At 72.0% G+C, this 20,960-nt stretch carries 17 protein-coding genes; 7 read left to right on the forward strand and 10 right to left on the reverse strand.

The window, feature by feature from the left end; all coding sequences use genetic code 11:
- Window positions 1–41: 41 nt before the first annotated feature.
- From serC to ACNPQM_RS19070, 6 genes are all read right to left on the reverse strand, one after another.
- Entirely contained in the window at window positions 42–1,160 is a 1,119-nt protein-coding gene (serC, locus tag ACNPQM_RS19045; protein WP_358856749.1) for a phosphoserine transaminase, read from the reverse strand.
- A gap of 94 nt (window positions 1,161–1,254) precedes the next feature.
- Window positions 1,255–2,463 (reverse strand): cytochrome P450 family protein, encoded by a 1,209-nt coding sequence (locus ACNPQM_RS19050; protein ID WP_418084930.1) that lies wholly within the window; start codon window positions 2,461–2,463, stop codon window positions 1,255–1,257.
- Entirely contained in the window at window positions 2,460–3,071 is a 612-nt protein-coding gene (locus ACNPQM_RS19055) for a GTP-binding protein (RefSeq protein WP_358856751.1), read from the reverse strand. Before ACNPQM_RS19055 ends, ACNPQM_RS19050 begins: the two co-directional genes overlap by 4 nt.
- Window positions 3,052–3,414: a DUF742 domain-containing protein gene (locus ACNPQM_RS19060; RefSeq protein ID WP_418084931.1), complete on the reverse strand. Its 363-nt coding sequence runs from the start codon at window positions 3,412–3,414 to the stop codon at window positions 3,052–3,054. The genes ACNPQM_RS19055 and ACNPQM_RS19060 overlap by 20 nt, the downstream gene beginning before the upstream one ends.
- Window positions 3,411–3,848: a roadblock/LC7 domain-containing protein gene (locus ACNPQM_RS19065; RefSeq protein WP_358856753.1), complete on the reverse strand. Its 438-nt coding sequence runs from the start codon at window positions 3,846–3,848 to the stop codon at window positions 3,411–3,413. Before ACNPQM_RS19065 ends, ACNPQM_RS19060 begins: the two co-directional genes overlap by 4 nt.
- Window positions 3,845–5,323 (reverse strand): ATP-binding protein, encoded by a 1,479-nt coding sequence (locus ACNPQM_RS19070; protein WP_418084932.1) that lies wholly within the window; start codon window positions 5,321–5,323, stop codon window positions 3,845–3,847. The genes ACNPQM_RS19065 and ACNPQM_RS19070 overlap by 4 nt, the downstream gene beginning before the upstream one ends.
- A gap of 269 nt (window positions 5,324–5,592) precedes the next feature.
- On the opposite strand from ACNPQM_RS19070, the gene ACNPQM_RS19075 reads away from it, so the two are divergent.
- The gene (locus ACNPQM_RS19075) at window positions 5,593–8,418 is read left to right on the forward strand and encodes an FAD-binding and (Fe-S)-binding domain-containing protein (protein ID WP_418084933.1); all 2,826 of its coding nucleotides are present in this window, start codon (window positions 5,593–5,595) and stop codon (window positions 8,416–8,418) included.
- A 147-nt stretch (window positions 8,419–8,565) separates the two neighbouring features.
- Here ACNPQM_RS19075 and ACNPQM_RS19080 read toward each other — a convergent pair whose 3' ends face one another.
- Together ACNPQM_RS19080 and ACNPQM_RS19085 are read right to left on the reverse strand one after the other, a co-directional pair.
- Window positions 8,566–9,711, reverse strand: coding sequence for a serine hydrolase domain-containing protein (locus ACNPQM_RS19080; protein ID WP_418084934.1), 1,146 nt, complete (start codon window positions 9,709–9,711; stop codon window positions 8,566–8,568).
- A gap of 81 nt (window positions 9,712–9,792) precedes the next feature.
- Window positions 9,793–10,683 (reverse strand): LysR family transcriptional regulator, encoded by an 891-nt coding sequence (locus tag ACNPQM_RS19085; RefSeq protein ID WP_418084935.1) that lies wholly within the window; start codon window positions 10,681–10,683, stop codon window positions 9,793–9,795.
- A gap of 146 nt (window positions 10,684–10,829) precedes the next feature.
- Here ACNPQM_RS19085 and ACNPQM_RS19090 point away from each other — a divergent pair, with 146 nt between their 5' ends.
- Window positions 10,830–11,789 carry an EamA family transporter gene (locus ACNPQM_RS19090; protein ID WP_358856757.1) on the forward strand — a complete coding sequence of 320 codons (960 nt, stop codon included), beginning with the start codon at window positions 10,830–10,832 and terminating at the stop codon, window positions 11,787–11,789.
- Between the two features lie 123 nt (window positions 11,790–11,912).
- On the opposite strand, the gene ACNPQM_RS19095 is transcribed toward ACNPQM_RS19090, so the two are convergent.
- Complete coding sequence (locus ACNPQM_RS19095; protein ID WP_418084936.1) at window positions 11,913–12,614, reverse strand: NUDIX domain-containing protein; 702 nt, start codon at window positions 12,612–12,614, stop codon at window positions 11,913–11,915.
- A 132-nt stretch (window positions 12,615–12,746) separates the two neighbouring features.
- Here ACNPQM_RS19095 and ACNPQM_RS19100 point away from each other — a divergent pair, with 132 nt between their 5' ends.
- The 5 genes from ACNPQM_RS19100 to ACNPQM_RS19120 are packed head-to-tail and all read left to right on the forward strand — an operon-like array spanning window position 12,747 to window position 20,029.
- Complete coding sequence (locus ACNPQM_RS19100) at window positions 12,747–13,541, forward strand: TIGR03084 family metal-binding protein (RefSeq protein WP_418084937.1); 795 nt, start codon at window positions 12,747–12,749, stop codon at window positions 13,539–13,541.
- Window positions 13,538–15,253 (forward strand): acyclic terpene utilization AtuA family protein, encoded by a 1,716-nt coding sequence (locus tag ACNPQM_RS19105; protein WP_418084938.1) that lies wholly within the window; start codon window positions 13,538–13,540, stop codon window positions 15,251–15,253. The genes ACNPQM_RS19100 and ACNPQM_RS19105 overlap by 4 nt, the downstream gene beginning before the upstream one ends.
- Window positions 15,250–16,848 carry an acyl-CoA carboxylase subunit beta gene (locus ACNPQM_RS19110; RefSeq protein ID WP_418084939.1) on the forward strand — a complete coding sequence of 533 codons (1,599 nt, stop codon included), beginning with the start codon at window positions 15,250–15,252 and terminating at the stop codon, window positions 16,846–16,848. The genes ACNPQM_RS19105 and ACNPQM_RS19110 overlap by 4 nt, the downstream gene beginning before the upstream one ends.
- Window positions 16,849–16,856: 8 nt before the next feature.
- Window positions 16,857–18,836, forward strand: coding sequence for an acetyl/propionyl/methylcrotonyl-CoA carboxylase subunit alpha (locus ACNPQM_RS19115; protein ID WP_418084940.1), 1,980 nt, complete (start codon window positions 16,857–16,859; stop codon window positions 18,834–18,836).
- Window positions 18,833–20,029: an acyl-CoA dehydrogenase family protein gene (locus ACNPQM_RS19120; RefSeq protein WP_418084941.1), complete on the forward strand. Its 1,197-nt coding sequence runs from the start codon at window positions 18,833–18,835 to the stop codon at window positions 20,027–20,029. The genes ACNPQM_RS19115 and ACNPQM_RS19120 overlap by 4 nt, the downstream gene beginning before the upstream one ends.
- A 443-nt stretch (window positions 20,030–20,472) precedes the next feature.
- Here the strand turns inward: ACNPQM_RS19120 and ACNPQM_RS19125 are convergent, their stop codons facing one another.
- Window positions 20,473–20,889 (reverse strand): peptidoglycan-binding domain-containing protein, encoded by a 417-nt coding sequence (locus ACNPQM_RS19125; RefSeq protein WP_418084942.1) that lies wholly within the window; start codon window positions 20,887–20,889, stop codon window positions 20,473–20,475.
- Window positions 20,890–20,960: the final 71 nt, after the last annotated feature.

The following is a 20,960-nucleotide window of genomic DNA, read 5'->3' on the forward strand; positions in this document are numbered from 1 at the left end:
CGGATTCGTACCGGGGGCCCTCGGAGGCGTAGAGCTGCTCGTTACAGCTTCTCGATCACGTAGTCGATGCAGGCTGTCAGGGCCAGCACGTCCGCCGGGTCGATCGCCGGGAACATCGCGACACGCAGCTGGTTGCGGCCCAGCTTGCGGTACGGCTCGGTGTCGACGATCCCGTTGGCGCGCAGCGCCTTGGCGACGGCCGCGGCGTCGATCTCGTCCGAGAAGTCGATCGTGCCGATGACCTGCGAGCGCTTCGCCGGGTCGGTGACGAACGGGGTCGCGTACTTGGACTCCTCCGCCCAGCCGTACAGGTGCCGCGCCGAGGTGGCCGTGCGGCGGACCGAGAAGTCCAGGCCGCCCTGGCTGTTCAGCCAGTTCAGCTGCTCGTTCAGGAGGAAGAGCGTGGCCAGGGCCGGGGTGTTGTACGTCTGGTTCTTGAGGGAGTTGTCGATCGCCGTGGGCAGGCTGAAGAACTCCGGGATGTGACGGCCCGACGCGTGGATGCGCGCGGCGCGCTCCAGGGCGGCCGGGGAGAACACGCCGATCCAGAGGCCGCCGTCGGAGGCGAACGACTTCTGCGGGGCGAAGTAGTAGACGTCCGACTCGGTGATGTCGACCGGCAGGCCGCCCGCGCCCGAGGTGGCGTCCACCAGGACCAGGGAGCCCTCGTCGGCGCCCGCGACGCGCTTGACCGGCGCGGCGACACCCGTCGAGGTCTCGTTGTGCGTGAACGCGTAGACGTCCACGCCCTCCTCGGCCTGCGGGTCCGGGTGGGTGCCCGGGTCGGAGGCGATCACGGTCGGGTCGGCCAGCCACGGGGCGAGCTTGGCGGCCTTCGCGAACTTCGACGAGAACTCACCGAAGGTGAGGTGCTGGGACTTCGTCTCGATGAGACCGTGCGTCGCGATGTCCCAGAAGGCGGTGGAGCCGCCGTTGCCCAGGATCACCTCGTATCCCTCGGGGAGGGAGAAGAGGTCGCGAACACCCTGACGCACCGAGCCGACCAGGTTCTTGACCGGGGCCTGGCGGTGGGACGTACCGAGAAGAGACGTTCCGGTGGCGGCCAGCGCGTCGAGCGCCTCCGTCCGCACCTTGGAAGGACCGGCGCCGAAGCGTCCGTCGGAGGGCTTGATGTCAGCGGGAATCTGGATATCGGCCACGAACCGGAGCGTAGTGCCTCACGGGCACGGCCGAGCGCCGTGTCCGTCGGATGAGACACCCGCTCCGGCGTGTGGACCTCTCCGGATGGCGAGGTCAGCCCAGTTCGACCGGCAGGTCGTACAGGTCGTTCTGGGTGACGATCGGCTTGTTCCGCAGCTCGGACGCCGGGACGGCGAGCTCCAGTTCCGGGAACCGCTCGTACAGCGCGGGCAGCGCCACCCCCGCCTCCAGCCGGGACAGCGCCGCGCCCGGGCACACGTGCGGGCCGTGGCCGAAGGCGATGTGGCGGTTGGGGGAGCGGGTGATGTCGAAGTCACCGGCGGTCGGCCCGTACTGCGCCTCGTCGCGGCCCAGCGCGCCGAAGGAGACGATCAGCGCTTCGCCCTTCGGCAGCACCTTGTCACCGACCTCGACATCCTCCGTGGCGAACCGGATCAGCACGTGGGAGGTGGGCGTGTTCCAGCGCAGGGTCTCCTCGATCACGTTCTCCCACGGCACCTCCCCGCTCAGTACCTGCTTGCGCTGCTCCGGGTGGGTCTGGAGCGCGACGACCGCGTTCACGATCAGGCTGATCGTGGTCTCGTGGCCCGCTGCGATGATCAGCTGAAGGGTGTTGACGATCTCCTCGTCGGTGAGGTGGTCGCCGTCCTCGGAGGCCGCGATCAGGGCGCTCGTCAGGTCGTCGCCCGGGTTCTCCCGCTTGGAGTCGACGATCCTCGTGAAGAGCGTGCCGAGGTCCGCCATCATCTGCGGGACCTCCTCCGGCGGCGTCTGCGTCGAGAAGAACTTCTCGAACAGCTCTTTCAGCCGCGGGTGGTCGGCGTCGTCCACACCCATCAGCTCGCTGATCACGTTCATCGGCAGCGGGTACGCGAACTCGGCCTTCAGGTCGACCTGCCCGCCCCGGGGCAGCGCCGCCAGCCGGTCCAGGCTCGCCGTGGTCAGCGCCTCGATACCGGCCCGCAGCCGTTCCACCCGCTTCACGGTCAGCGCCTGCGCGACGAGCGTGCGCAGCCGGCGGTGGTCCTCGCCGTCCACGGTGAGCATGGAGCGGCCCGGGTTGGCGAGGCCGATCAGCGGCCAGTCCATGGGAATCTCGCCGCGCTGCCAGGCGCCCCAGACGTTGATGTCCTTCACGATCCGGCTGTCGGTGAGCAGTTGGCGTGCCTCGGCGTGGTGGGTGACCGCGTAGCAGTGCACCCCGCCCGGCAGCTCCACCTCGGCGAGGGGACCCGCCGCGCGCAGCCGGGCGCTCTCGCCGTCGAGATCGGCGACGAAGGGGTCGAGGGCGATACGGGTCATCTCTGGCCTCCAAGGGTGGATGCTGTGCCGACCGCGAGGGCATGGAGGTGCTCGACCAGCGTGATCAGTACGTACTTGCTGGACGAGCGGTCCCGGGCGTCGCACTCCACCAGGGGCACGTCGTCCGAGAGGTCGAGCGCCTCACGTATCTGCTGTTCGGTGTGGAGCGGGCCGCCGAAGTCGTTGCACGCCACGATGAACGGCGTGCCATGGTGCTCCAGGCGGTCGATCGCGTACCAGGAGTCGGCGAGCCGACGGGTGTCGACGAGGACGACGGCGCCGAGCGTGCCCGAGAACAGCCGGTCCCACAGGAACCAGAAGCGTTCCTGACCGGGTGCGCCGAAGAGGTACAGCACCGAGCGTTCGTCGAGGGAGATCCGGCCGAAGTCGAAGGCGACGGTCGTGGACGTCTTCGACTGCACACCGTCCAGGTGGTCGACGGCCTCGCCCGCGCGGGTCATGGTCTCTTCCGTGTTCAGCGGACGGATCTCGCTGACGGAGCGGACCATGGTGGTCTTGCCGACCCCGAAGCCGCCGACGACGACGATCTTCAGTCCGTTGTCGGCCGTCGCCTGCAGGGCGGCACGGTCAGAGGTTGCGGAGTCCAACGAGCACCTGTTCCAGGATGTCGGGGTCGGGGAGCCGGTCCGCGACACGGGCGGTACGGGGGTGACGGGCGCTGATCCGGCCGGTGTCCAGCAGATCGGACAGCATGATCCGGACGATGCTGACGGGCAGCCTGAGGCCTGCCGCGATCTCGACGACCGCGGTGGGGCTCTGGCACATCCGCAGGATCGCGACGTGCTCCGACTGCATGCCGGCGGTCGGCTCGCATTCGGAGACCACCAGCGTCACCAGATCGAACACGTCCGAATCGGACCGGCTGCGGCCACCGGTGAGGGTGTACAGCCGGTCCGGGTCGTCGTCCCGGCCGGGACGGGGGCGGGTCATACGGCTGCGGTCGCGTCGGCGGCTTCGGAGGTCGCGGAGGAGCGCGGAGGGGCGCTGAGGTGTTCGCCGAGCTGCTCGATGAGCTCGGTCATGTTGTGGCCGATGAGGCCGACGTCGGAGTCCTCCGAGGCGACGACCGCGAGATGGGCGCCCGCGCCCGCCTCGACGATGAACAGCACGCCGCCGTAGAACTCGGCCATCGCGGACCGTACGCCGCCGGTGCCGTCACCGAACTCGACGGAGGCGCCGTGCGACAGGCTCTGGATGCCGGCCGAGATCGCGGCCAGCTGGTCGGCCTGATCGACGGAGAGCTCGGGGGTGCGGCAGAGCTTGAGGCCGTCCCTGGACAGGACGAGGGCGTGCCGGGCGCCGGGGGTGCGTTCCAGGAGCCCCTCCAGCAGCCAGTTGAGTTTCTCGTCGGTGGTCGCGGTCATCGGGTGTTGCCTTCCGGGTGCGGGGGATTGGGCCGTACTGCCTGGCGGAAGCTGCTGAAGCGGGCTGCCTGTTCCTTGGGGTCGGAAGTACGGGGCCGGGAAGTCGCGGCGGCGCCGGGGATGGCGCCGTTGGCGTTGTTACGGGATTCGGCGGCGGCGAGGGTACGGCCCCGGGTGCGCTTGGGGAGGCCGCTCTCGCCGAACCGGAGGGGGCTGCCGGTGGTCTCGGACGCGGAGCCGGAGCCGGTCTCCGCGTTCGCGGGGGCGGGCCGGGCGGCCGGGACGGGGGTGTCGACGGGCTCCGGTTCCGTCGTCGGCTCCGCGACCGGGGCGGGCGCCGGGGGGGTCACCGGTGTCCGGGTGGTCAGTTCCTGCGGGAGCATCATCAGGGCGCCCGTGCCGCCGCGCGCGGACGGCCGGAACGACACCGTCAGACCGTGCTTACGGGCCAGCCGGCCCACGACAGCGAGACCGAGGCGGGTGCCGGACAGGCCGGCCAGGTCCTGGTTGGTGGCAGACACCGCACGCTCGGCGCGCCGCAGCTGTACGTCGCTCATCACCAGACCGCTGTCCTCGACGGTGAGGACGATGCCGGCGGGCACCTCCTCCACGTACACATGGACTTCCGCGGTGGGCGGCGAGAAGTTGGCGGCGTTGTCGAGGAGTTCGGCGAGCGCGTGCATGACGCCCTCGGCTGCGTGACCGGCGATCGCGACGTCGCTGGTCGAGTGGAGACGTACCCGCTGATAGCCGTTGATCCGGCCCATCGCGCCGCGCAGGATGGACTCCATCACGATCGGCTTCGCCCAGCGCCGCCCGGAGCGGGCGCCGGTCAGCACGGCGATGGAGTCGGCCAGCCGGCCCGCCTGGGCGGTGCGGTGGTCCAGGTGCAGCAGATCGCCGAGGACGTCCTCGGCGGAGTGCCGGTGCTCCATCTCGCGCAGGTCGGCGAGCATGCTGGTGGCGAGCGCCTGCATCCGACCGGCGGCGTTGGCGCAGGCGGCGATCGCGGCGGAGCGTTCGGTCTCGCTGCGGGCCACGCGCGCGCCCAGCCGCTCGACCTCGTCGCGCAGTCGGTCGTCCAGCCGCTTGACCTCGTCCTCCAGCCGGGCGGTCTCCGCGGCGGCCAGCTCGGTGATCCGGGCGTTCTCGGCCGCTGCCGCGGCCTTGATCCTGGCCGTCTCCGCGGTGAACCGCTGGGCGTCGGCCGCGGACGACGACACCAGCCGCGACGTCTCGGCGGTGAACCGCCGGGTCTCGGCGGCGTTGTGCGCGCGCAGCAGGCGTGTGGTGGCCCGCGCGTGGACGACGGTCGCCACGGCGACGGACAGCAGCAGGGCGGCTGCGCCCGCCCCCCAGGACAGCGGGGTTCTGACCGAAGCGGGAGCGGCGAGGACCGCCCACAGACTGCAGGAGCCGGTGACGGCCGCCGAGACCAGCAGGGCCAGTGCGGTCGGCCGGGATGTGGGGCGCAAGCGGAGTCCTTGGGGGCGGACGGCTACGGACAGGGGGCGGATCCGGACACTTCAGTACGGCAGCGGGCGAAAGAGGTCAACCGGATTTGATAATTCCTGATCAAGTCGTGGCCACTATATGAGAATTGACGATCTGTTTGGGAAGGGCTTGTGGTCTTCCCTGTCACGTATGTGACTATGCATCCGACGTATTCCGACGAATTGACGTATTCGAGGGAAACGCGAGGGGGCGACGGGCCCACTGCCCCGACCAGCGGCATGCTGGGCCCATGGCAGAACGACAGGACCGCACCGCTCTCGCACGGGCCCTCGGCAGCGCCGTGCGCGGAGAGGTGGAGTTCGGCACCACCGCGCGGGCGCTGACGACGATGGACGCCTCCAACTACCGCCGGGTGCCGCTCGGCGTCGTCGCCCCGCGCGACGCCGACGACGTCGCCGCCGCGCTCGCCGTCTGCCGTGCGCACGCGGTGCCGGTCGTGCCGCGCGGCGGCGGCACCTCCATCGCCGGGCAGGCCACCGGCACCGGTGTGGTCCTCGATTTCACCCGCCACCTGGGGAAGATCGTCGAATTGGACGCCGCGTCCCGGACGGCCGTCGTCCAGCCGGGCGTGGTCCTGGACGACCTGCGCGCCGCCGCCGCACCCCACGGCCTCACCTTCGGCCCCGACCCCTCCACGCACAGCCGGTGCACGCTCGGCGGGATGATCGGCAACAACGCCTGCGGCTCCCACTCGGTGGCCTGGGGCACCACCGCCGACAACGTCCACGCACTGACCGTCGCCCGCTACGGCGGCGACACGCTCCGGCTCGACCGGGGGAGGTGGGACGGCGCCCCCGCCGGCCTGCGCGAACTGGTCGGCTCCCACCTTGCGCTCCTCCGCACCGGCTTCCCCGAACTCCCGCGCCGCATCTCCGGATACGCCCTCGACGCCCTGCTCCCCGAGCGCGGCCCGGACCTGGCCCGAGCCTTCTGCGGCAGCGAAGGCACGCTCGGCGTGGTGACGGAGGCGACCGTGCGACTGGTCGAGGCGCCCGGATCCCGCGCCCTCGCCGTACTCGGTTACGCCGACGAGTCCGCGGCCGCCGAAGCCGCCCCGGGCCTCCTCCCGTACCGCCCCCTGACGGTCGAGGGCATGGCCGCCGATCTCGTACGCGAACCGGCCGGGCTGCCGCGCGGCGGAGCCTGGCTCTTCGTCGAGACGGGCGGGGACACCCCGGCCGAGGCGCGGGCGCACGCCGAACGGATCGTGCGGGCGGCCGACGCGGTGGACGCGGCCGTGGTCACCGACCCGGCCGGACAGCGGGTCCTGTGGCGCATCCGGGAGGACGCGTCCGGCACCGCTACCCGGATGCCCGACGGCAGTGAGGCCTGGCCCGGCTGGGAGGACTGCGCCGTACCGCCCGCCCGCCTCGGCCCGTACCTGCGAGACTTCCGCGCCCTGCTCACCGCACACGGGCTGCGCGGCACGCCGTACGGGCACTTCGGCGACGGCTGCATCCACGTGCGGATCGACTTCGACCTGCTGAGCGGTGACGGTGTGGCCCGCTTCCGCCGCTTCTCCGAGGAGCTCGCCGCGCTCGTCGTCGCGCACGGCGGCTCGCTCAGCGGGGAACACGGCGACGGGCAGGCGCGGGCCGAGTTGCTGCCCCGGATGTACGGGGACGAACTCGTCGCGCTCTTCGGCCGGTTCAAGGACCTCTGGGATCCGGACGGCGGCATGAACCCCGGCATCCTCGCCCGCCCCGCCCGCCTCGACGAGAACATCCGCTTCGACGTCCTGCCGAAACGCCCCGTGGACGTCACCTTCGGCTACCCGCACGACGGCGGCGACTTCACGGCGGCCGTACGACGATGTGTCGGCGTCGCGAAATGCCGGACGGCGCAGCCGGCGGGCGCGGACGTGATGTGCCCGTCCTTCCGGGCGACCGGCGAGGAGGCCCACTCCACCCGTGGCCGGGCCCGCCTGCTGCACGAGATGCTCGCCGGCGAGGTGATCACGGACGGTTGGCGGTCGGAGGAGGTGCGGGACGCGCTCGACCTCTGCCTGTCCTGCAAGGGGTGCCGCAGCGACTGCCCGGTCGGCGTGGACATGGCCACGTATAAGGCGGAGTTCCTGCACCACCACTACCGGGGGCGGCTGCGGCCCGCCGCCCACTACGTGATGGGCCGGCTGCCGCAGTGGCTGCGGCTCGTGGCCCCGGTCGCGCCGGTGCTGAACGCACTCGCCCGGATCAGTCCGTTCGCCGCACTGGCGAAGCGGCTGGCGGGCATCACGGCGGAGCGGACGATTCCGGTGCTGGCGGGGGAGACGTTCACCCGGTGGGCCCGAAAGCGCAGGGGCCGCGGGACGGTGATCCTGTCGAGCGATCAGGTGGTGGCCGTCTGGCCGGACACCTTCACCAACCACCTCTCCCCGGAGGTCGGGAAGGCGGCCGTCCGGGTCCTGGAGGCGGCGGGCCGGACAGCCCTTTACCCGGAACGGAGCGTGTGCTGCGGACTCACCTATGTGTCGACGGGCCAACTGGACAAGGCCCGCACGGTCATGCGCCGCACCCTGGACCGGATGGGGTTCTTCCTCGGCGACCCGCTCGTCGTCCTCGAACCGAGCTGCGCCGCCACCCTCCGTACAGACCTCCCGGAACTCCTCCCCGACGACCCTCGCGCCGCCGAACTCGCCGGTTCGGTCCGGACGTTGGCGCAGTACCTGGAGGAGTACGCCCCCGACTGGCGGCCACCGCGCCTGGACCGCCGGGTCGCGGGCCAGACCCACTGCCACCAGCATGCGGTCCTCGGTGACGCGGCCGAACGCAGGCTGCGCGAACGAGCTGGGCTGGCCGGCGAGTTGAGCGGAGGGTGCTGCGGTCTTGCGGGGAACTTCGGTTTCGAGCGGGGCCACTGGGATGTGTCGGTGGCGTGCGCGGAGGAGCAGCTGCTGCCGTCGGTACGGGGCGCGGAGCCCGGCACGGACATCCTGGCGGACGGTTTCTCGTGCCGGACCCAGCTGGCGCAGCTGGCGGGTGTGCGGGCGAGGCACCTGGCGGAGCTGCTGGCGGAGGGACTGGACGGGCCCGCTGATCACCCCTGTGGCAACTGACCCGAGCGTCCGCTCCACCCCCTGCGGCGATCGAGGGGCAGGGCCCCGGGCGGTGCCTCGTTCGGGAAGGGGCGGGGTGGGGTGGGGTGGGGCGGGGGCGGACATCCCCGCCCCACCCGGACGCTCCGCCGGCCAGGTCCCCCGCCGTCAGCCCGCCTCGACCGCGCGCACCACCGCCGCCACCAGCCGCTCGTTCTCCGGGGCCGCCCCGCCCGGGAAGGCGTACCGGCGGCGTGTGTACCCGTACGCCAGCCCGCTCGCCGGATCGGCGAATGCCTGCGCGCCTGCCGCCCCGCAGTGCCCGAAGGCCGACTCGCTCAGCGACGGATACCGGATCGACGGCCGTTCGAAGCCCAGCCCGAAGTGGTCCTCCTCGCCGGTCACCAGATCGGTGCCCGCCGAGTGCAGCCGGGTGAACTCGGCCAGCGTCTCCGGTTTCAGCAGAGGTGCGCGGCCGTCCACCTCGGAGATGGCGGCCGCGTACATCCCGGACAGCCCGCGCGCCGACCCCACACCACCGACCGAGGCCGGTCCGAGCGCCCGGACGGACGGCCGGTTGATCCACTCGACCAGATCGGTCGGGCGGTTGGACGCGATCGAAGCGAGGCTCCGCGGATCCTCGGGAGCCGCTGCCAGCAGGGCCGCCTGTTCGGCGGTGGGCTGCATCGGCCGGATCGGCACATAGCGCGGTTCGAGCGCCTCGGGCTGCCCCAGATGGAAGTCCAGTCCGTACGGGGCCCGGACCCGCTCCTCGAAGAGTTCCTGGATCGACCGTCCGGTGACCCGGCGGACCACTTCGCCGGTGAGCGCGCCGATCACCAGGCTGTGGTACCCGTATGCCGTGCCGGGTTCCCAGTACGGTGCCTGCGCGACCAGCCGTGCGGCGACCAGTCGGTCGTCGGCCAGTACGTCCTCCGGGAAGCCTCCGTCCACACCGATCAGCCCGGAACGGTGCGCGAGCAGCTCCCGCAGTGTCAGCGCGTCCGTGCCTGCGGCGGCGAATTCGGGCCAGTACGAGGTGACGGTGCGGTCCAGGTCCAGGATGCCGTCCTGGACCAGCAGGGCGACGACCAGATGGGCGGCGCCCTTGGTCGACGAGTACACGGCGGGCAGCGAATCGGCGTCGATCCCGTCCCCGGCCCAGAGATCGACAACCGTCCGGCCGTGCAGCCGCACCGCGAGCTGGGACCCGGGCTCGGTGCTGTCCTCGGCGAGCGCGGCGGCGTAGACGTCCCGTACGCCTTCGAAGCCGGGTGCGACGGTTCCGTGCACGATGATGTCGTCGTATGTCATGGTCGCTTCCCCCCAGGTGATGACCCGCCCTCGCGCGGCGTCCGGAGCACCCCAACAGCGCGGCGCCACCCGGGCATTCCCTCATCGGGCGATGTTCTGCCCGATGATCTCGTGGGCCAGCGTGGCGAGGTCGGGAAGCGCCGGGTGGCCGGGGGCGTCGCGCCGGGCGAGGAGCAGCGGGAGGGGCGGGGCGTCGACGAGCGGGCGGTAGGCGACCCCCGCGTGCGGATGCGTGTCGGCGGTGGAGGCGGCCGACACCCCGGAGCCGCGCCCGGCCGCGATGGCGGTCAGCCAGTCGTCGGTGTTGGCGACGGTGACGGTGGCGGCGGGCCGCGCTCCGGGTGGCCACAGGTCGACGGTGGTGGTGCCGGAGACGGTGTTCAGGACGATCGGGCCGCCCGCGAGATCGGCGAGACGGAGTGTGGCGTGCGCTGCGAGCGGCCCGTCCACGGTCACCGCCGCCACCCGGTCCTCGCACAACAGCACTTCGGTGACGAGCCCCGGCGCGTCGACGGGGCCGCGCAGCAGCGCCGCGTCGACCTCGCCGCGGGTGAGTCCCGCGGTGCGGTCGTCGATCCGCAGCAGTTCGAGCGGCGTCTCCGGGTGCCGCTGCTGCCAGCTGCGGAGCAGCGGTGTGGTGTACGGGCCCAGCGCCGCCCAGGCGTGTCCGAGCCGCAGCGGCCAGCGGCGCAGACCGCCGGGGGCGACGGCCTCGTCGAAGGCGGCGACCGCCGCGGCGGCCTTGTCTCGGAAGACGACGCCTTCGGGGGTGAGGGAGAGGTGGTGGGTGGAGCGGTCGACGAGCCGGACGCCGAGGTGCTGCTCCAGGGCGGCCAGGGTGCGGGAGACGGCGGGCTGGGTGAGCCGGAGCGCGGCGGCGGCGCGTGTGACGTTGCCCGCTTCGGCGACGGCGAGGAAGGCCCGCAGATGACGCAGTTCGACGGTGCGGCCAGGGCCCTGTCCTGTGCTCATGCGTGTGGAGCATAACGGGAGCGCAATCGGCATTTCACGCGCCGCGCGGACGTCTCTACGGTGAAGAAATGAGCCGCACCGCAGGAGTGCAGTATCTTCAATTGCGAAGTGCAACACATTGAACTCTTCGAGGATGAAGGCCACCCGTGAATGACCAGCGCAGTGCCGTGGAGCCGGCCACAGCAGCCGTCGCCGTACCGGAGGCGGTGTCCGCCCTCGACGGGGCGGGCCCCGCGCGACCGGGCGGCCGCAGGGCGGCGCTCGCTCCGGTGGCGCTGGTGGTCGCCGGCGGACTCTCCGTCCAGTTCGGCTCCGCGGTCGCGGCGCTGCTGATGCCGCGGGCGGGCGCGCTCGGCGTGGTCACGCTCCGGCTGGCCGTCGCCGCGGTCGTCCTGCTGATCGTCTGCCGCCCGAAGTGGCGCGGCCACTCACGGGCCGACTGGGGGACGGTGGTCGCGTTCGGCGTCGCGATGGGCGCCATGAACATGCTCTTCTACCAAGCACTCGACCGCATCCCGCTGGGTGCGGCCGTCACCCTGGAGGTGCTCGGCCCGCTCGCGCTCTCGGTCGCCGCCTCCCGCCGGCTGATCAATCTCGTCTGGGCGGGGCTCGCGCTGGGCGGAGTGTTCCTGCTGGGCGGTGGCGGCTTCGACCGCCTGGACCCGGTCGGCGCGGGCTTCGCCCTCGGCGCCGGGGCGATGTGGGCGACGTACATCGTCTTCAGCGCCCGCACCGGCCGCCGCTTCCCGCAGGCCGACGGACTGGCCCTGGCGATGGCGGTCGCCGCGGTCCTGTCGCTCCCGCTGGGCATCCTGGAGTCGGGCGCGAAGCTCGCGGTCCCGTCGACGGTCGCGATGGGCGCGGCGGTGGCCCTGATGAGCTCGGTGCTGCCGTACACACTGGAACTGATGGCGCTGCGCCGGCTGCCCGCGGCGACGTTCGCGGTCCTGATGAGTCTGGAACCGGCCATCGCGGCGACGGCCGGCTTCCTGATCCTCGACCAGGCGCTGACCGCCACCGACGCGCTCGCCATCGCCCTGGTCATCGGGGCGAGCATGGGAGCGGTCCGCAGCCAGGTCAGCGGCGGCCGCCGCAAGAGGCCGTAGGGAGCGGGGCGCCGCGGCGCCCCGCGTTGCGAACGGGCCGCGTTTCTTGGTCTCGGCAGGCCGCCGGGCAGTGCCGGCGCGACCGCCTGCTGCCCTCGGGCAGCCGGGCAGCGGTACGGGCTCTCACCAGCCGCACTCCGCGTCGAGGTCCCAGACGGAGTCCGCGAGTTCCGCCGGCTGCGCAGGCCAGTCGGAGCCGTGCCAGTGGGCGATCCGCCAGGACAGGCGACGGGGCCAGAGCGGTGTGGTGGGCAGCTCGGAGACGGGAACCCAGACCGGGACGCCGCCGTAGTTGTCCAGCGTCTCGGGTGCGCCCACCTCGCCCTCGGCCTCCATCGTGAAGTAGTGGCCGAGGTTGCCGTTCCGCCAGATCCGGGCCACCTCGCGCACGACCGTCCCGCGCAGGCCGGTCTCCTCCCGCAGTTCGCGTACCGCCGCCACCTCCGGTGTCTCGCCGGTCTCGACCCCGCCGCCCGGGATCTCGTAGTGGCGCTCCGGTGTGCGGATCAGCAGCATCCGCCGGTCACGGATGACGATCGCTCCGCCGCGGACCCGGTTCGGTGCGACGGACGTCGGGTCGTCCAGGACGGTTGTGTCCGGCGGGAGCGTTCCCTCGGACCAGGCGCGCAGGACCTGCTCCGCCGTGCCGACCGGACGGATCCGGGCGTGCAGCGCCTCGGCCAGGGACAGGGCGACGGATGGTCCGGCGGCGGTCCGGTCGCCGCCGGGGAAGGTGTAGTAGATGCCGCTCTCGTCCCGATACCGCTCCAGGACAAGCCTGTTGTCGTCGAAACGCACGCCCGTGGTGCGAGGTTCGTCAGCCATCGGCGGAGGCTAGCAGCTGGGTCGCGGACCGCTGGTGGGGCGGACGCATCAATTAATGCAAGCATGCTTGCTTGTTTCCTGGTCCGCTGACATGCTCCTCGGCACACCGCCATGCCCGGAGGGGAGCGCACCGTGTCCGATGCGACAGCCGTGCTCGACGATCTGCGCAACGAGAGCGATGAACTCGACGCCCTCGTTGCTGAGTTGAGTGACGAACAGTGGACCCGGCCGACCCCCGCCGAACGCTGGACCGTCGCCCATCAGATCGCCCATCTGATCTGGACCGACGAGGTCGCCCTGCTCGCCGCCACCGATCCGGACGCCTTCGCGGTGGAGGCGGCCAAGGCTCAGGCGGCCCCCGACAGCTTTGTCGATCAGGCTGCCGAGGAACTCGTCGCCGTGGAGCCGGCCGCGCTGCTCGCGCGCTGGCGCGACGGGCGCGAGCGGCTTCAGCAGGCCCTGCGCGCAGCCCCGCCCGGCACGCGCATTCCCTGGTACGGCCCGCCCATGAGCGTCGCGTCCATGGCGACCGCGCGGCTCATGGAGACCTGGGCCCACGGACAGGACATCGCCGACGCCCTCGGCGCCGTGCGCGCCCCGACCGCCCGGCTGCGGCACGTCGCCCGGATCGGAGTGCGCGCCCGCGACTATGCGTTCCTCGTGCAGGGCATCAAGGCGCCCGGTGACGAGTTCCGGGTGGAACTCACCGCGCCTGACGGTGAGGTGATCGCCTACGGACCCGAGGGCGCCACGCAGCGCGTCACCGGGCCGCTGCACGACTTCTGTCTCCTCGTCACCCAGCGTGCCCACCGGCTCGACCTGGCCGTGCGCGCTGTCGGGGCCGACGCCGACCAGTGGCTCGACATCGCACAGGCCTTCGCCGGTCCGCCCGGCCCCGGCCGTGCACCCAAGGGCGGAGCGCGGTGACCGCCGCGCCGCTGCGGATCGGGAACGCCTCCGGCTTCTACGGCGACCGCTTCGACGCCGTGCGCGAGATGCTCACCGGCGGCCCCCTCTCCGTCCTCACCGGCGACTATCTCGCCGAACTGACCATGCTCATCCTCGGGCGGAGCCGAATCAAGGACCCGAACAGCGGTTACGCCACCACTTTCCTGCGCCAGCTCGAGGAGGGTCTCGGGCTCGCGCACGAGCGCGGGGTGAAGATCGTCGCCAATGCCGGAGGGCTCAATCCGGCCGGACTGGCCGAAGCGGTCCGGAAGTTGGCGGAGAAGGTGGGCGTGCCGGTGCGCGTCGCGCATGTCGAGGGCGACAGCCTGCCCGTCCCCGAAGGGTTCCTCACCGCCAACGCGTACCTCGGGGGCGCGGGCATCGCCGCCTGCCTGCGTGCCGGGGCCGATGTCGTCGTCACCGGCCGGGTCACCGACGCCGCCCTCGTCACGGGTCCCGCCGCGGCCCACTTCGGCTGGGAACCCGACGACCACGACGCGCTCGCCGGTGCCCTCGTCGCAGGGCATGTGCTGGAGTGCGGCACCCAGGCGACCGGCGGGAACTACTCCTTCTTCCGCGGCCACGACATCCGCCGGCCCGGATTCCCGCTCGCCGAGATCCACGCCGACGGGACGTCCGTCATCACCAAGCACGACGGCACGGGCGGCTTCGTCGACACCGGGACCGTCACCGCTCAGCTGCTGTACGAGACCGGAGGCGCCCGGTACGCCGGACCGGACGTGACCGCCCGGCTCGACACCGTACGGCTGACGCAGGACGGACCGGACCGCGTACGGATCTCCGGAGTGCGCGGCGAGGCTCCGCCGCCCACGCTCAAGGTCGGGCTCAACCGGCTCGGCGGCTGGCGCAACGAGGTCGTCTTCGTGCTCACCGGACTCGACATCGAGGCCAAGGCGCAGCTGGTGCAGGACCAGTTCGCGCAGGCGCTCACCCGGAGCGGTACGGAACCCGACGAGGTGCGGTGGGAGCTGGCCCGAACCGACAGGGCCGACGCCGACACCGAGGAGACCGCCGGCGCCCTGCTCCGTCTCGTCGTCCGCGACCAGGACCCGGAGACGGTGGGACGCACCGTCTCCGGGGCCGCGATCGAACTGGCCCTCGGCAGCTACCCGGGCTTCCATGTCACCACCCCGCCCGGCAAGGGCGCGCCCTACGGGGTGTTCGAGGCGAGGTATGTACCGGCGGGAGAGGTCGACCACGTCGCCGTACTGCCGGACGGGCGGCGGGAGAACATGGCAACGCCGCTACACGTGAGGGAACTCGAGGGCGTGGACGAGCCCGCTCTTCCAGCGCCGCTGCCCACCGGGGTCACCCGGCTCGCCCCGCTCGGCCGCATCGCGGGCGCCCGCAGCGGAGACAAGGGCGGGGACGCCAACGTCGGCGTCTGGGTCCGAACCGACGACGCCTGGCGCTGGCTCGCGCATGAACTCACCGTCGAGCGGATCCAGGAACTGCTCCCGGAGACCGCCGGGTTGACCGTCGTGCGGCATGTCCTGCCGAACCTCCGCGCCCTGAACTTCGTCGTCCACGGTCTCCTCGGCGAAGGCGTCGCCGCGCAGGCCCGTTTCGATCCGCAGGCCAAGGCGGTGGGGGAGTGGCTGCGGTCCCGGCACCTCCCCGTCCCCGTGAGCCTGCTCGAATCCACCGACGCACCGGAGGTGCACGCATGACCGTCCTGGCCACCGGGCTCGACGCCGCGAGCCCCGAATACGCCGCCAACCGCACCGCCATGCTCGCCAAGCTCGCCGACCTCGACACCGAGCACGCCAAGGCCATCGCGGGCGGCGGCGAGAAGTACATCGAGCGGCACCGGAGGCGCTGCAAGCTCCTCGCCCGGGAACGGATCGAGCTGCTCGTCGACCCCGACACCCCGTTCCTGGAACTGTCGCCGCTCGCCGCCTGGGGCAGCGAGTACAGCGTGGGCGCCTCGCTCGTGACCGGCATCGGCGTCGTCGAGGGTGTGGAGTGCCTGATCACCGCCAACGATCCGACCGTCCGCGGTGGCGCCTCCAACCCCTGGACCCTGAAGAAGGCCCTGCGTGCCAACGAGATCGCCTTCGCCAACCGGCTGCCCTGCATCAGCCTGGTCGAGTCGGGCGGGGCGGACCTGCCGTCCCAGAAGGAGATCTTCATCCCCGGCGGCGCACTCTTCCGCGACCTCACCCGGCTCTCCGCCGCCGGAATCCCGACCGTGGCGGTCGTCTTCGGGAACTCGACCGCCGGCGGGGCGTACGTCCCCGGCATGTCCGACCACACCGTCATGATCAAGGAGCAGTCCAAGGTCTTCCTCGGCGGACCGCCGCTCGTGAAGATGGCGACCGGCGAGGAGAGCGACGACGAGTCCCTCGGCGGCGCCGACATGCACGCCCGTACCTCCGGGCTCGCCGACCATTTCGCCGTCGACGAGCACGACGCGCTCCGCCAGGCGCGGCGGATCGTCGCCCGGCTCAACTGGCGCAAGGCACACGCCGATCCGGGACCCGCCGAACCGCCGAAGTACGACGAGGAGGAGCTCCTCGGCATCGTGCCGGGCGACCTGAAGGTCCCGTTCGATCCACGCGAGGTCATCGCCCGGCTCGTCGACGGCTCGGACTTCGACGCGTTCAAACCGCTCTACGGGACGAGCCTCGTCACCGGCTGGGCCCGGCTGCACGGCTACCCCGTCGGCATCCTCGCCAACGCCCAGGGCGTCCTGTTCAGCGAGGAGTCGCAGAAGGCCGCCCAGTTCATCCAGCTCGCCAACCAGCGCGACATCCCCCTCCTCTTCCTTCACAACACCACCGGCTACATGGTCGGCAAGGAGTACGAGCAGGGCGGCATCATCAAGCACGGCGCGATGATGATCAACGCGGTGTCCAACTCCAGGGTCCCGCACCTGTCCGTCCTGATGGGCGCCTCGTACGGGGCCGGGCACTACGGCATGTGCGGGCGCGCCTATAACCCCCGCTTCCTCTTCGCCTGGCCGGGCAGCAAATCCGCCGTCATGGGACCGCAGCAACTCGCGGGCGTGCTCTCCATCGTCGCCCGCGCCTCCGCCGCCGCGAAGGGACGGCCCTACGACGACGAGGCCGACGCCGGGCTGCGCGCCATGGTGGAGCAGCAGATCGAGTCCGAGTCGCTGCCGATGTTCCTCTCCGGGCGGCTGTACGACGACGGGGTCATCGACCCGCGCGACACCAGGACCGTCCTCGGGATCTGCCTGTCCGCGATCCACACCGCCCCGGTCGAAGGCGCCCGCGGCGGCTTCGGCATCTTCCGGATGTGAGGACGACCATGATCAGCACCCTGCTCGTCGCCAACCGGGGCGAGATCGCCTGCCGGATCTTCCGGACCTGCCGCGCCCTGGGCATCGCCACCGTCGCCGTGTACTCCGACGCGGATGCCGACGCGCTGCATGTCAGGGAAGCGGACGCGGCCGTACGGCTGCCGGGGGCCGCCCCCGCCGACACGTATCTGCGCGGCGACCTCGTCGTACGTGCCGCGCTCGCCGCGGGCGCCGACGCCGTGCACCCCGGCTACGGGTTCCTCTCCGAGAACGCCGGGTTCGCCCGGGACGTGCAGGACGCCGGCCTCCTCTGGGTCGGTCCGCCGGCCAAGGCCATCGAGATGATGGCGTCCAAGACCCGCGCCAAGGAACTGATGGCCGCCGCCGGAGTGCCGCTGCTCGCCCCCGTCGACCCGGCGAAGGCGACCGCGGACGATCTTCCGCTGCTGCTGAAGGCCGCGGCCGGTGGCGGCGGGCGCGGGATGCGGGTCGTACGGGAACTGAGCGCGCTGCCCGGTGAGGTGGCGGCTGCCGCGGCCGAGGCGGCGAACGCCTTCGGGGACGGGGAAATCTTCGCCGAGCCGTACGTCGAGCACGGCCGGCACGTCGAGGTCCAGATCATGGCCGACGAGCACGGCACCGTATGGGCGCTCGGCACCCGCGACTGCTCGCTCCAGCGCCGCCACCAGAAGGTCATCGAGGAAGCACCCGCACCCGGCCTCGACGAGGCGCTGCGCACCCGGTTGCACGACGCGGCGACGGCCGCCGCCCGAGCCGTCGGCTACCGCGGCGCGGGCACCGTCGAGTTCCTCGTCACCGCCGACGGGCGCCCCTGCTTCCTGGAGATGAACACCCGCCTCCAGGTCGAACACCCCGTCACCGAAGCCGTTTTCGGCCTCGACCTCGTCGCCCTGCAGCTTTCCGTCGCCGAAGGCGAACCCCTCCCGGCCCCCGCACCCCCCGCCCCGCACGGGCACGCCGTCGAGGCCCGGCTCTACGCCGAGGACCCCGCCCGCGACTGGCAGCCCCGGACCGGGCCGCTGCACACCCTCGACGTACCGGACGAACCCGGACTGCGCCTGGACACCGGGTACGCCGGCGGCGACACCATCGGCGTGCACTACGACCCGATGCTCGCCAAGGTCATCGCTCACGCCCCCACCCGCACCCAGGCCGTACGGCTCCTCGCCCGCGCCCTGGAACGCACCCGCATCCACGGACCGGTCACCAACCGCGACCTGCTCGTACGGTCCCTGCGCCACCCCGACTTCACCGCCGCCCGCCTCGACACCGGCTTCTACGACCGCCACCTGGACGCCCTCACGGCCGCCCCCGACGACGCCACGCACCGGAACCTCGCCGCCCTCGCCGCAACCGCCGCCGCCACCCGCCACCGCGCCACCGGCACCCCGTGGAAGCCATACACCGGTGCCAACCCATCACGCCCCCCGGGTTCTCGCTTCGGCGCCTGGCGCAATGTCCCCTCGCAGCCCCAGACCAGGCGCTACCGCAGCGAACCCGACGGCACCGAACACGAGATCGCCTACCGCACCAACCGCGGCGGTGCGATCGAAGCCCCCGGCGCCCGGATCCTCACCGCCACCCCCGACCACGTCACCGTCGAGACGGACGACGGCGTCACCCACCGTTTCCGCCTCTCCGCCCATCAGGACCGGGTGTACGTGGACGGCGCCACCGGCTCGTACACCTTCACCGCCCTGCCCCGCTTCACCGAACCCACCGACCGCACCGACCCCGGCTCCCTGCTCGCCCCCATGCCCGGCACCGTCGTCCGGCTCGCGGACGGGCTGGTGACGGGCGCGGCGGTCGAGGCGGGGCAACCGCTGATCTGGCTGGAGGCGATGAAGATGGAACACCGCATTCTCGCCCCCGCCTCCGGCACCCTCACCGCACTGCATGCCGCACCCGGCCTCCAGGTGGAGGTCGGCGCCCTGCTCGCCGTCGTACAGGAGGAACCGACCCCATGAGTGCCGTCCTCGAAACCGAAGAGCAGCAAGCCCTGCGCGCCGCCGTCGCCGCACTCGGAAAGCGGTACGGGCGTGACTACATGATGTCCGTCGTGCGCGACGGAGCCCACCCCCGCGAACTGTGGGCCGAAGCAGCCAAGCTCGGCTACCTCGGGGTGAATCTCCCGCAGGAGTACGGCGGAGGCGGCAGCGGCATGGCCGAACTCTCCATCGTCCTTGAGGAATTGGGTGCGGCGGGCTGTCCGCTGCTGATGATGGTGGTCTCCCCGGCGATCTGCGGCACCGTCATCGCCCGCTTCGGCACCGACACCCAGAAGCGGCAATGGCTCCCGGGCCTCGCGGATGGCTCCCTCACCATGGCCTTCGGCATCACCGAACCCGACGCCGGATCCAACTCCCACCGCATCACCACCACCGCCCGCCGCGACGGCGAGGACTGGCTGCTCACCGGGCGAAAGGTCTTCGTCTCCGGCGTCGACATCGCCGACGCCACCCTCATCGTCGGCCGCACCGAGGACGCCAGGACGGGGAGGCTCAAGCCCTGTCTCTTCATCGTCCCGCGCGACGCCCCCGGCTTCCGGCGCTCGCAGATCGACATGGAACTCCAGGCGCCGGAGAAGCAGTTCGAGCTCGTGCTCGACGACGTGCGGCTGCCCTCCGACGCCCTCGTCGGAGGGGGTACCTCCCGCTCGGGCGAAGCCGAGAGTGGGGGAGAGGACGCGGGTCTGCTCCAGCTCTTCGCCGGACTGAATCCCGAACGCATCATGACCGCCGCGTTCGCCATCGGCATGGGCCGCTACGCGCTCGGCCGCGCCGTCGAGTACGCGCAGACCCGTCAGGTGTGGAAGGAGCCGATCGGCTCCCACCAGGCCATCGCCCACCCGCTGGCCCAGGCCCACATCGAACTCGAACTCGCCCGCCTCATGATGCAGAAGGCCGCTCGCCTCTACGACGACGGCGACGACATCGGCGCGGGGGAGGCCGCCAACATGGCCAAGTACGCCGCTGGTGAGGCCTGCGTCCGGGCGGTGGACCAGGCCGTGCACACGCTCGGTGGCAACGGCCTCACCCGCGAGTACGGCCTCGCGTCCCTGATCACCGCCGCCCGGGTGGCCCGGATCGCACCCGTCAGCCGGGAAATGATCCTGAACTACGTGTCCCATCAGTCCCTGGGTCTCCCCAAGTCGTACTGACAGACGCCATGCTGTCCCTCCACAGCGACACCGTGCGGGGCCGCCACGGCTATCAGGGGGCGGCCCCGCACGCCACCTCCCACGCGTCGTACGGGGGCCGTCCCGCCCGCCGCCACCCCGCCCATCCGCATCGAAGGAACCCAACCGCCACGGTGCACGTGTTCCGGAGCGACTACCCCGACGTCCAGCCCCTCGACACCGCCATCCACCGGTCGCCCCGTACAAGAAGGTCCGGCAGGTCGAGTTCATCGAGACGGTGCCGCGCGCGGTGTCCGGGAAGATCCCGCGCGGGGAACTGCGGGAACGGCAGGCGGGGCGCTGACCCTCTTGGGGCGGCCGGGCCGCACGGGCCGGTGCGCGTACGGCCGCATGGGCCGAAGCCCTCCGGTGAGGCTTCGGCCCATGCGGTGCGGACGGCGCGACGGCGACCGGTGAGGTGGTCGTCAGAACCTCGAAGGTACGTAGGTGTAGCAGTAGTTGTTGCCGCCGTAGTAGTCGTCGCCCTCCAGCAGCAGGTAGCCTCCGGTGCCCTTCCCCACGATGCCGTCCACAGTGAGGTTGAAGAGGGACGGGGCGGTGCGCTGGTACCACATCACCCAGCTCCTGGTGTCCGGGCCCCAGTGGCCGTCCTCGGCCAGCGGGCGGCCGTAGCCGTGGTCGTAGGCGATGTCGTTGAGGAGGTGCTGGACGCACCACACGCCGTGCGTGTTGTTGGCGTAGCCGTCGCCGATGTAGCCGGCGGTCGTCGACGCCTGGGCCTGGGTGACCGTGCCGGCGGTGAGGAGCGCGAGCCCGGCGGTGACGCCCGCCATCCTCACCAGAACGCTCCTGCGCCGGGCCTTGGCGGTCTTCGTAGCCATGGAGACTGTGTCCCTTCGTCGTCTCGGCCTCGCGGCGGCGCGGCCGTTGTCGGAACCCAGACTCTCCCGGG

This window comes from Streptomyces sp. NPDC056231, assembly GCF_048270745.1.
Classification (GTDB): domain Bacteria; phylum Actinomycetota; class Actinomycetes; order Streptomycetales; family Streptomycetaceae; genus Streptomyces.

Bases quoted from the DNA above. Each gene is read 5' to 3' on its own strand.
- ACNPQM_RS19115 (WP_418084940.1), top strand. From the start codon at position 16,857: ATGATCAGCACCCTGCTCGTCGCCAACCGGGGCGAGATCGCCTGCCGG.
- ACNPQM_RS19065 (WP_358856753.1), bottom strand. From the start codon at position 3,848: ATGACCGCGACCACCGACGAGAAACTCAACTGGCTGCTGGAGGGGCTC.
- ACNPQM_RS19120 (WP_418084941.1), top strand. From the start codon at position 18,833: ATGAGTGCCGTCCTCGAAACCGAAGAGCAGCAAGCCCTGCGCGCCGCC.
- ACNPQM_RS19125 (WP_418084942.1), bottom strand. From the start codon at position 20,889: ATGGCTACGAAGACCGCCAAGGCCCGGCGCAGGAGCGTTCTGGTGAGG.
- ACNPQM_RS19060 (WP_418084931.1), bottom strand. From the start codon at position 3,414: ATGACCCGCCCCCGTCCCGGCCGGGACGACGACCCGGACCGGCTGTAC.
- ACNPQM_RS19110 (WP_418084939.1), top strand. From the start codon at position 15,250: ATGACCGTCCTGGCCACCGGGCTCGACGCCGCGAGCCCCGAATACGCC.
- ACNPQM_RS19085 (WP_418084935.1), bottom strand. From the start codon at position 10,683: ATGAGCACAGGACAGGGCCCTGGCCGCACCGTCGAACTGCGTCATCTG.
- ACNPQM_RS19095 (WP_418084936.1), bottom strand. From the start codon at position 12,614: ATGGCTGACGAACCTCGCACCACGGGCGTGCGTTTCGACGACAACAGG.
- ACNPQM_RS19075 (WP_418084933.1), top strand. From the start codon at position 5,593: ATGGCAGAACGACAGGACCGCACCGCTCTCGCACGGGCCCTCGGCAGC.
- ACNPQM_RS19080 (WP_418084934.1), bottom strand. From the start codon at position 9,711: ATGACATACGACGACATCATCGTGCACGGAACCGTCGCACCCGGCTTC.
- ACNPQM_RS19050 (WP_418084930.1), bottom strand. From the start codon at position 2,463: ATGACCCGTATCGCCCTCGACCCCTTCGTCGCCGATCTCGACGGCGAG.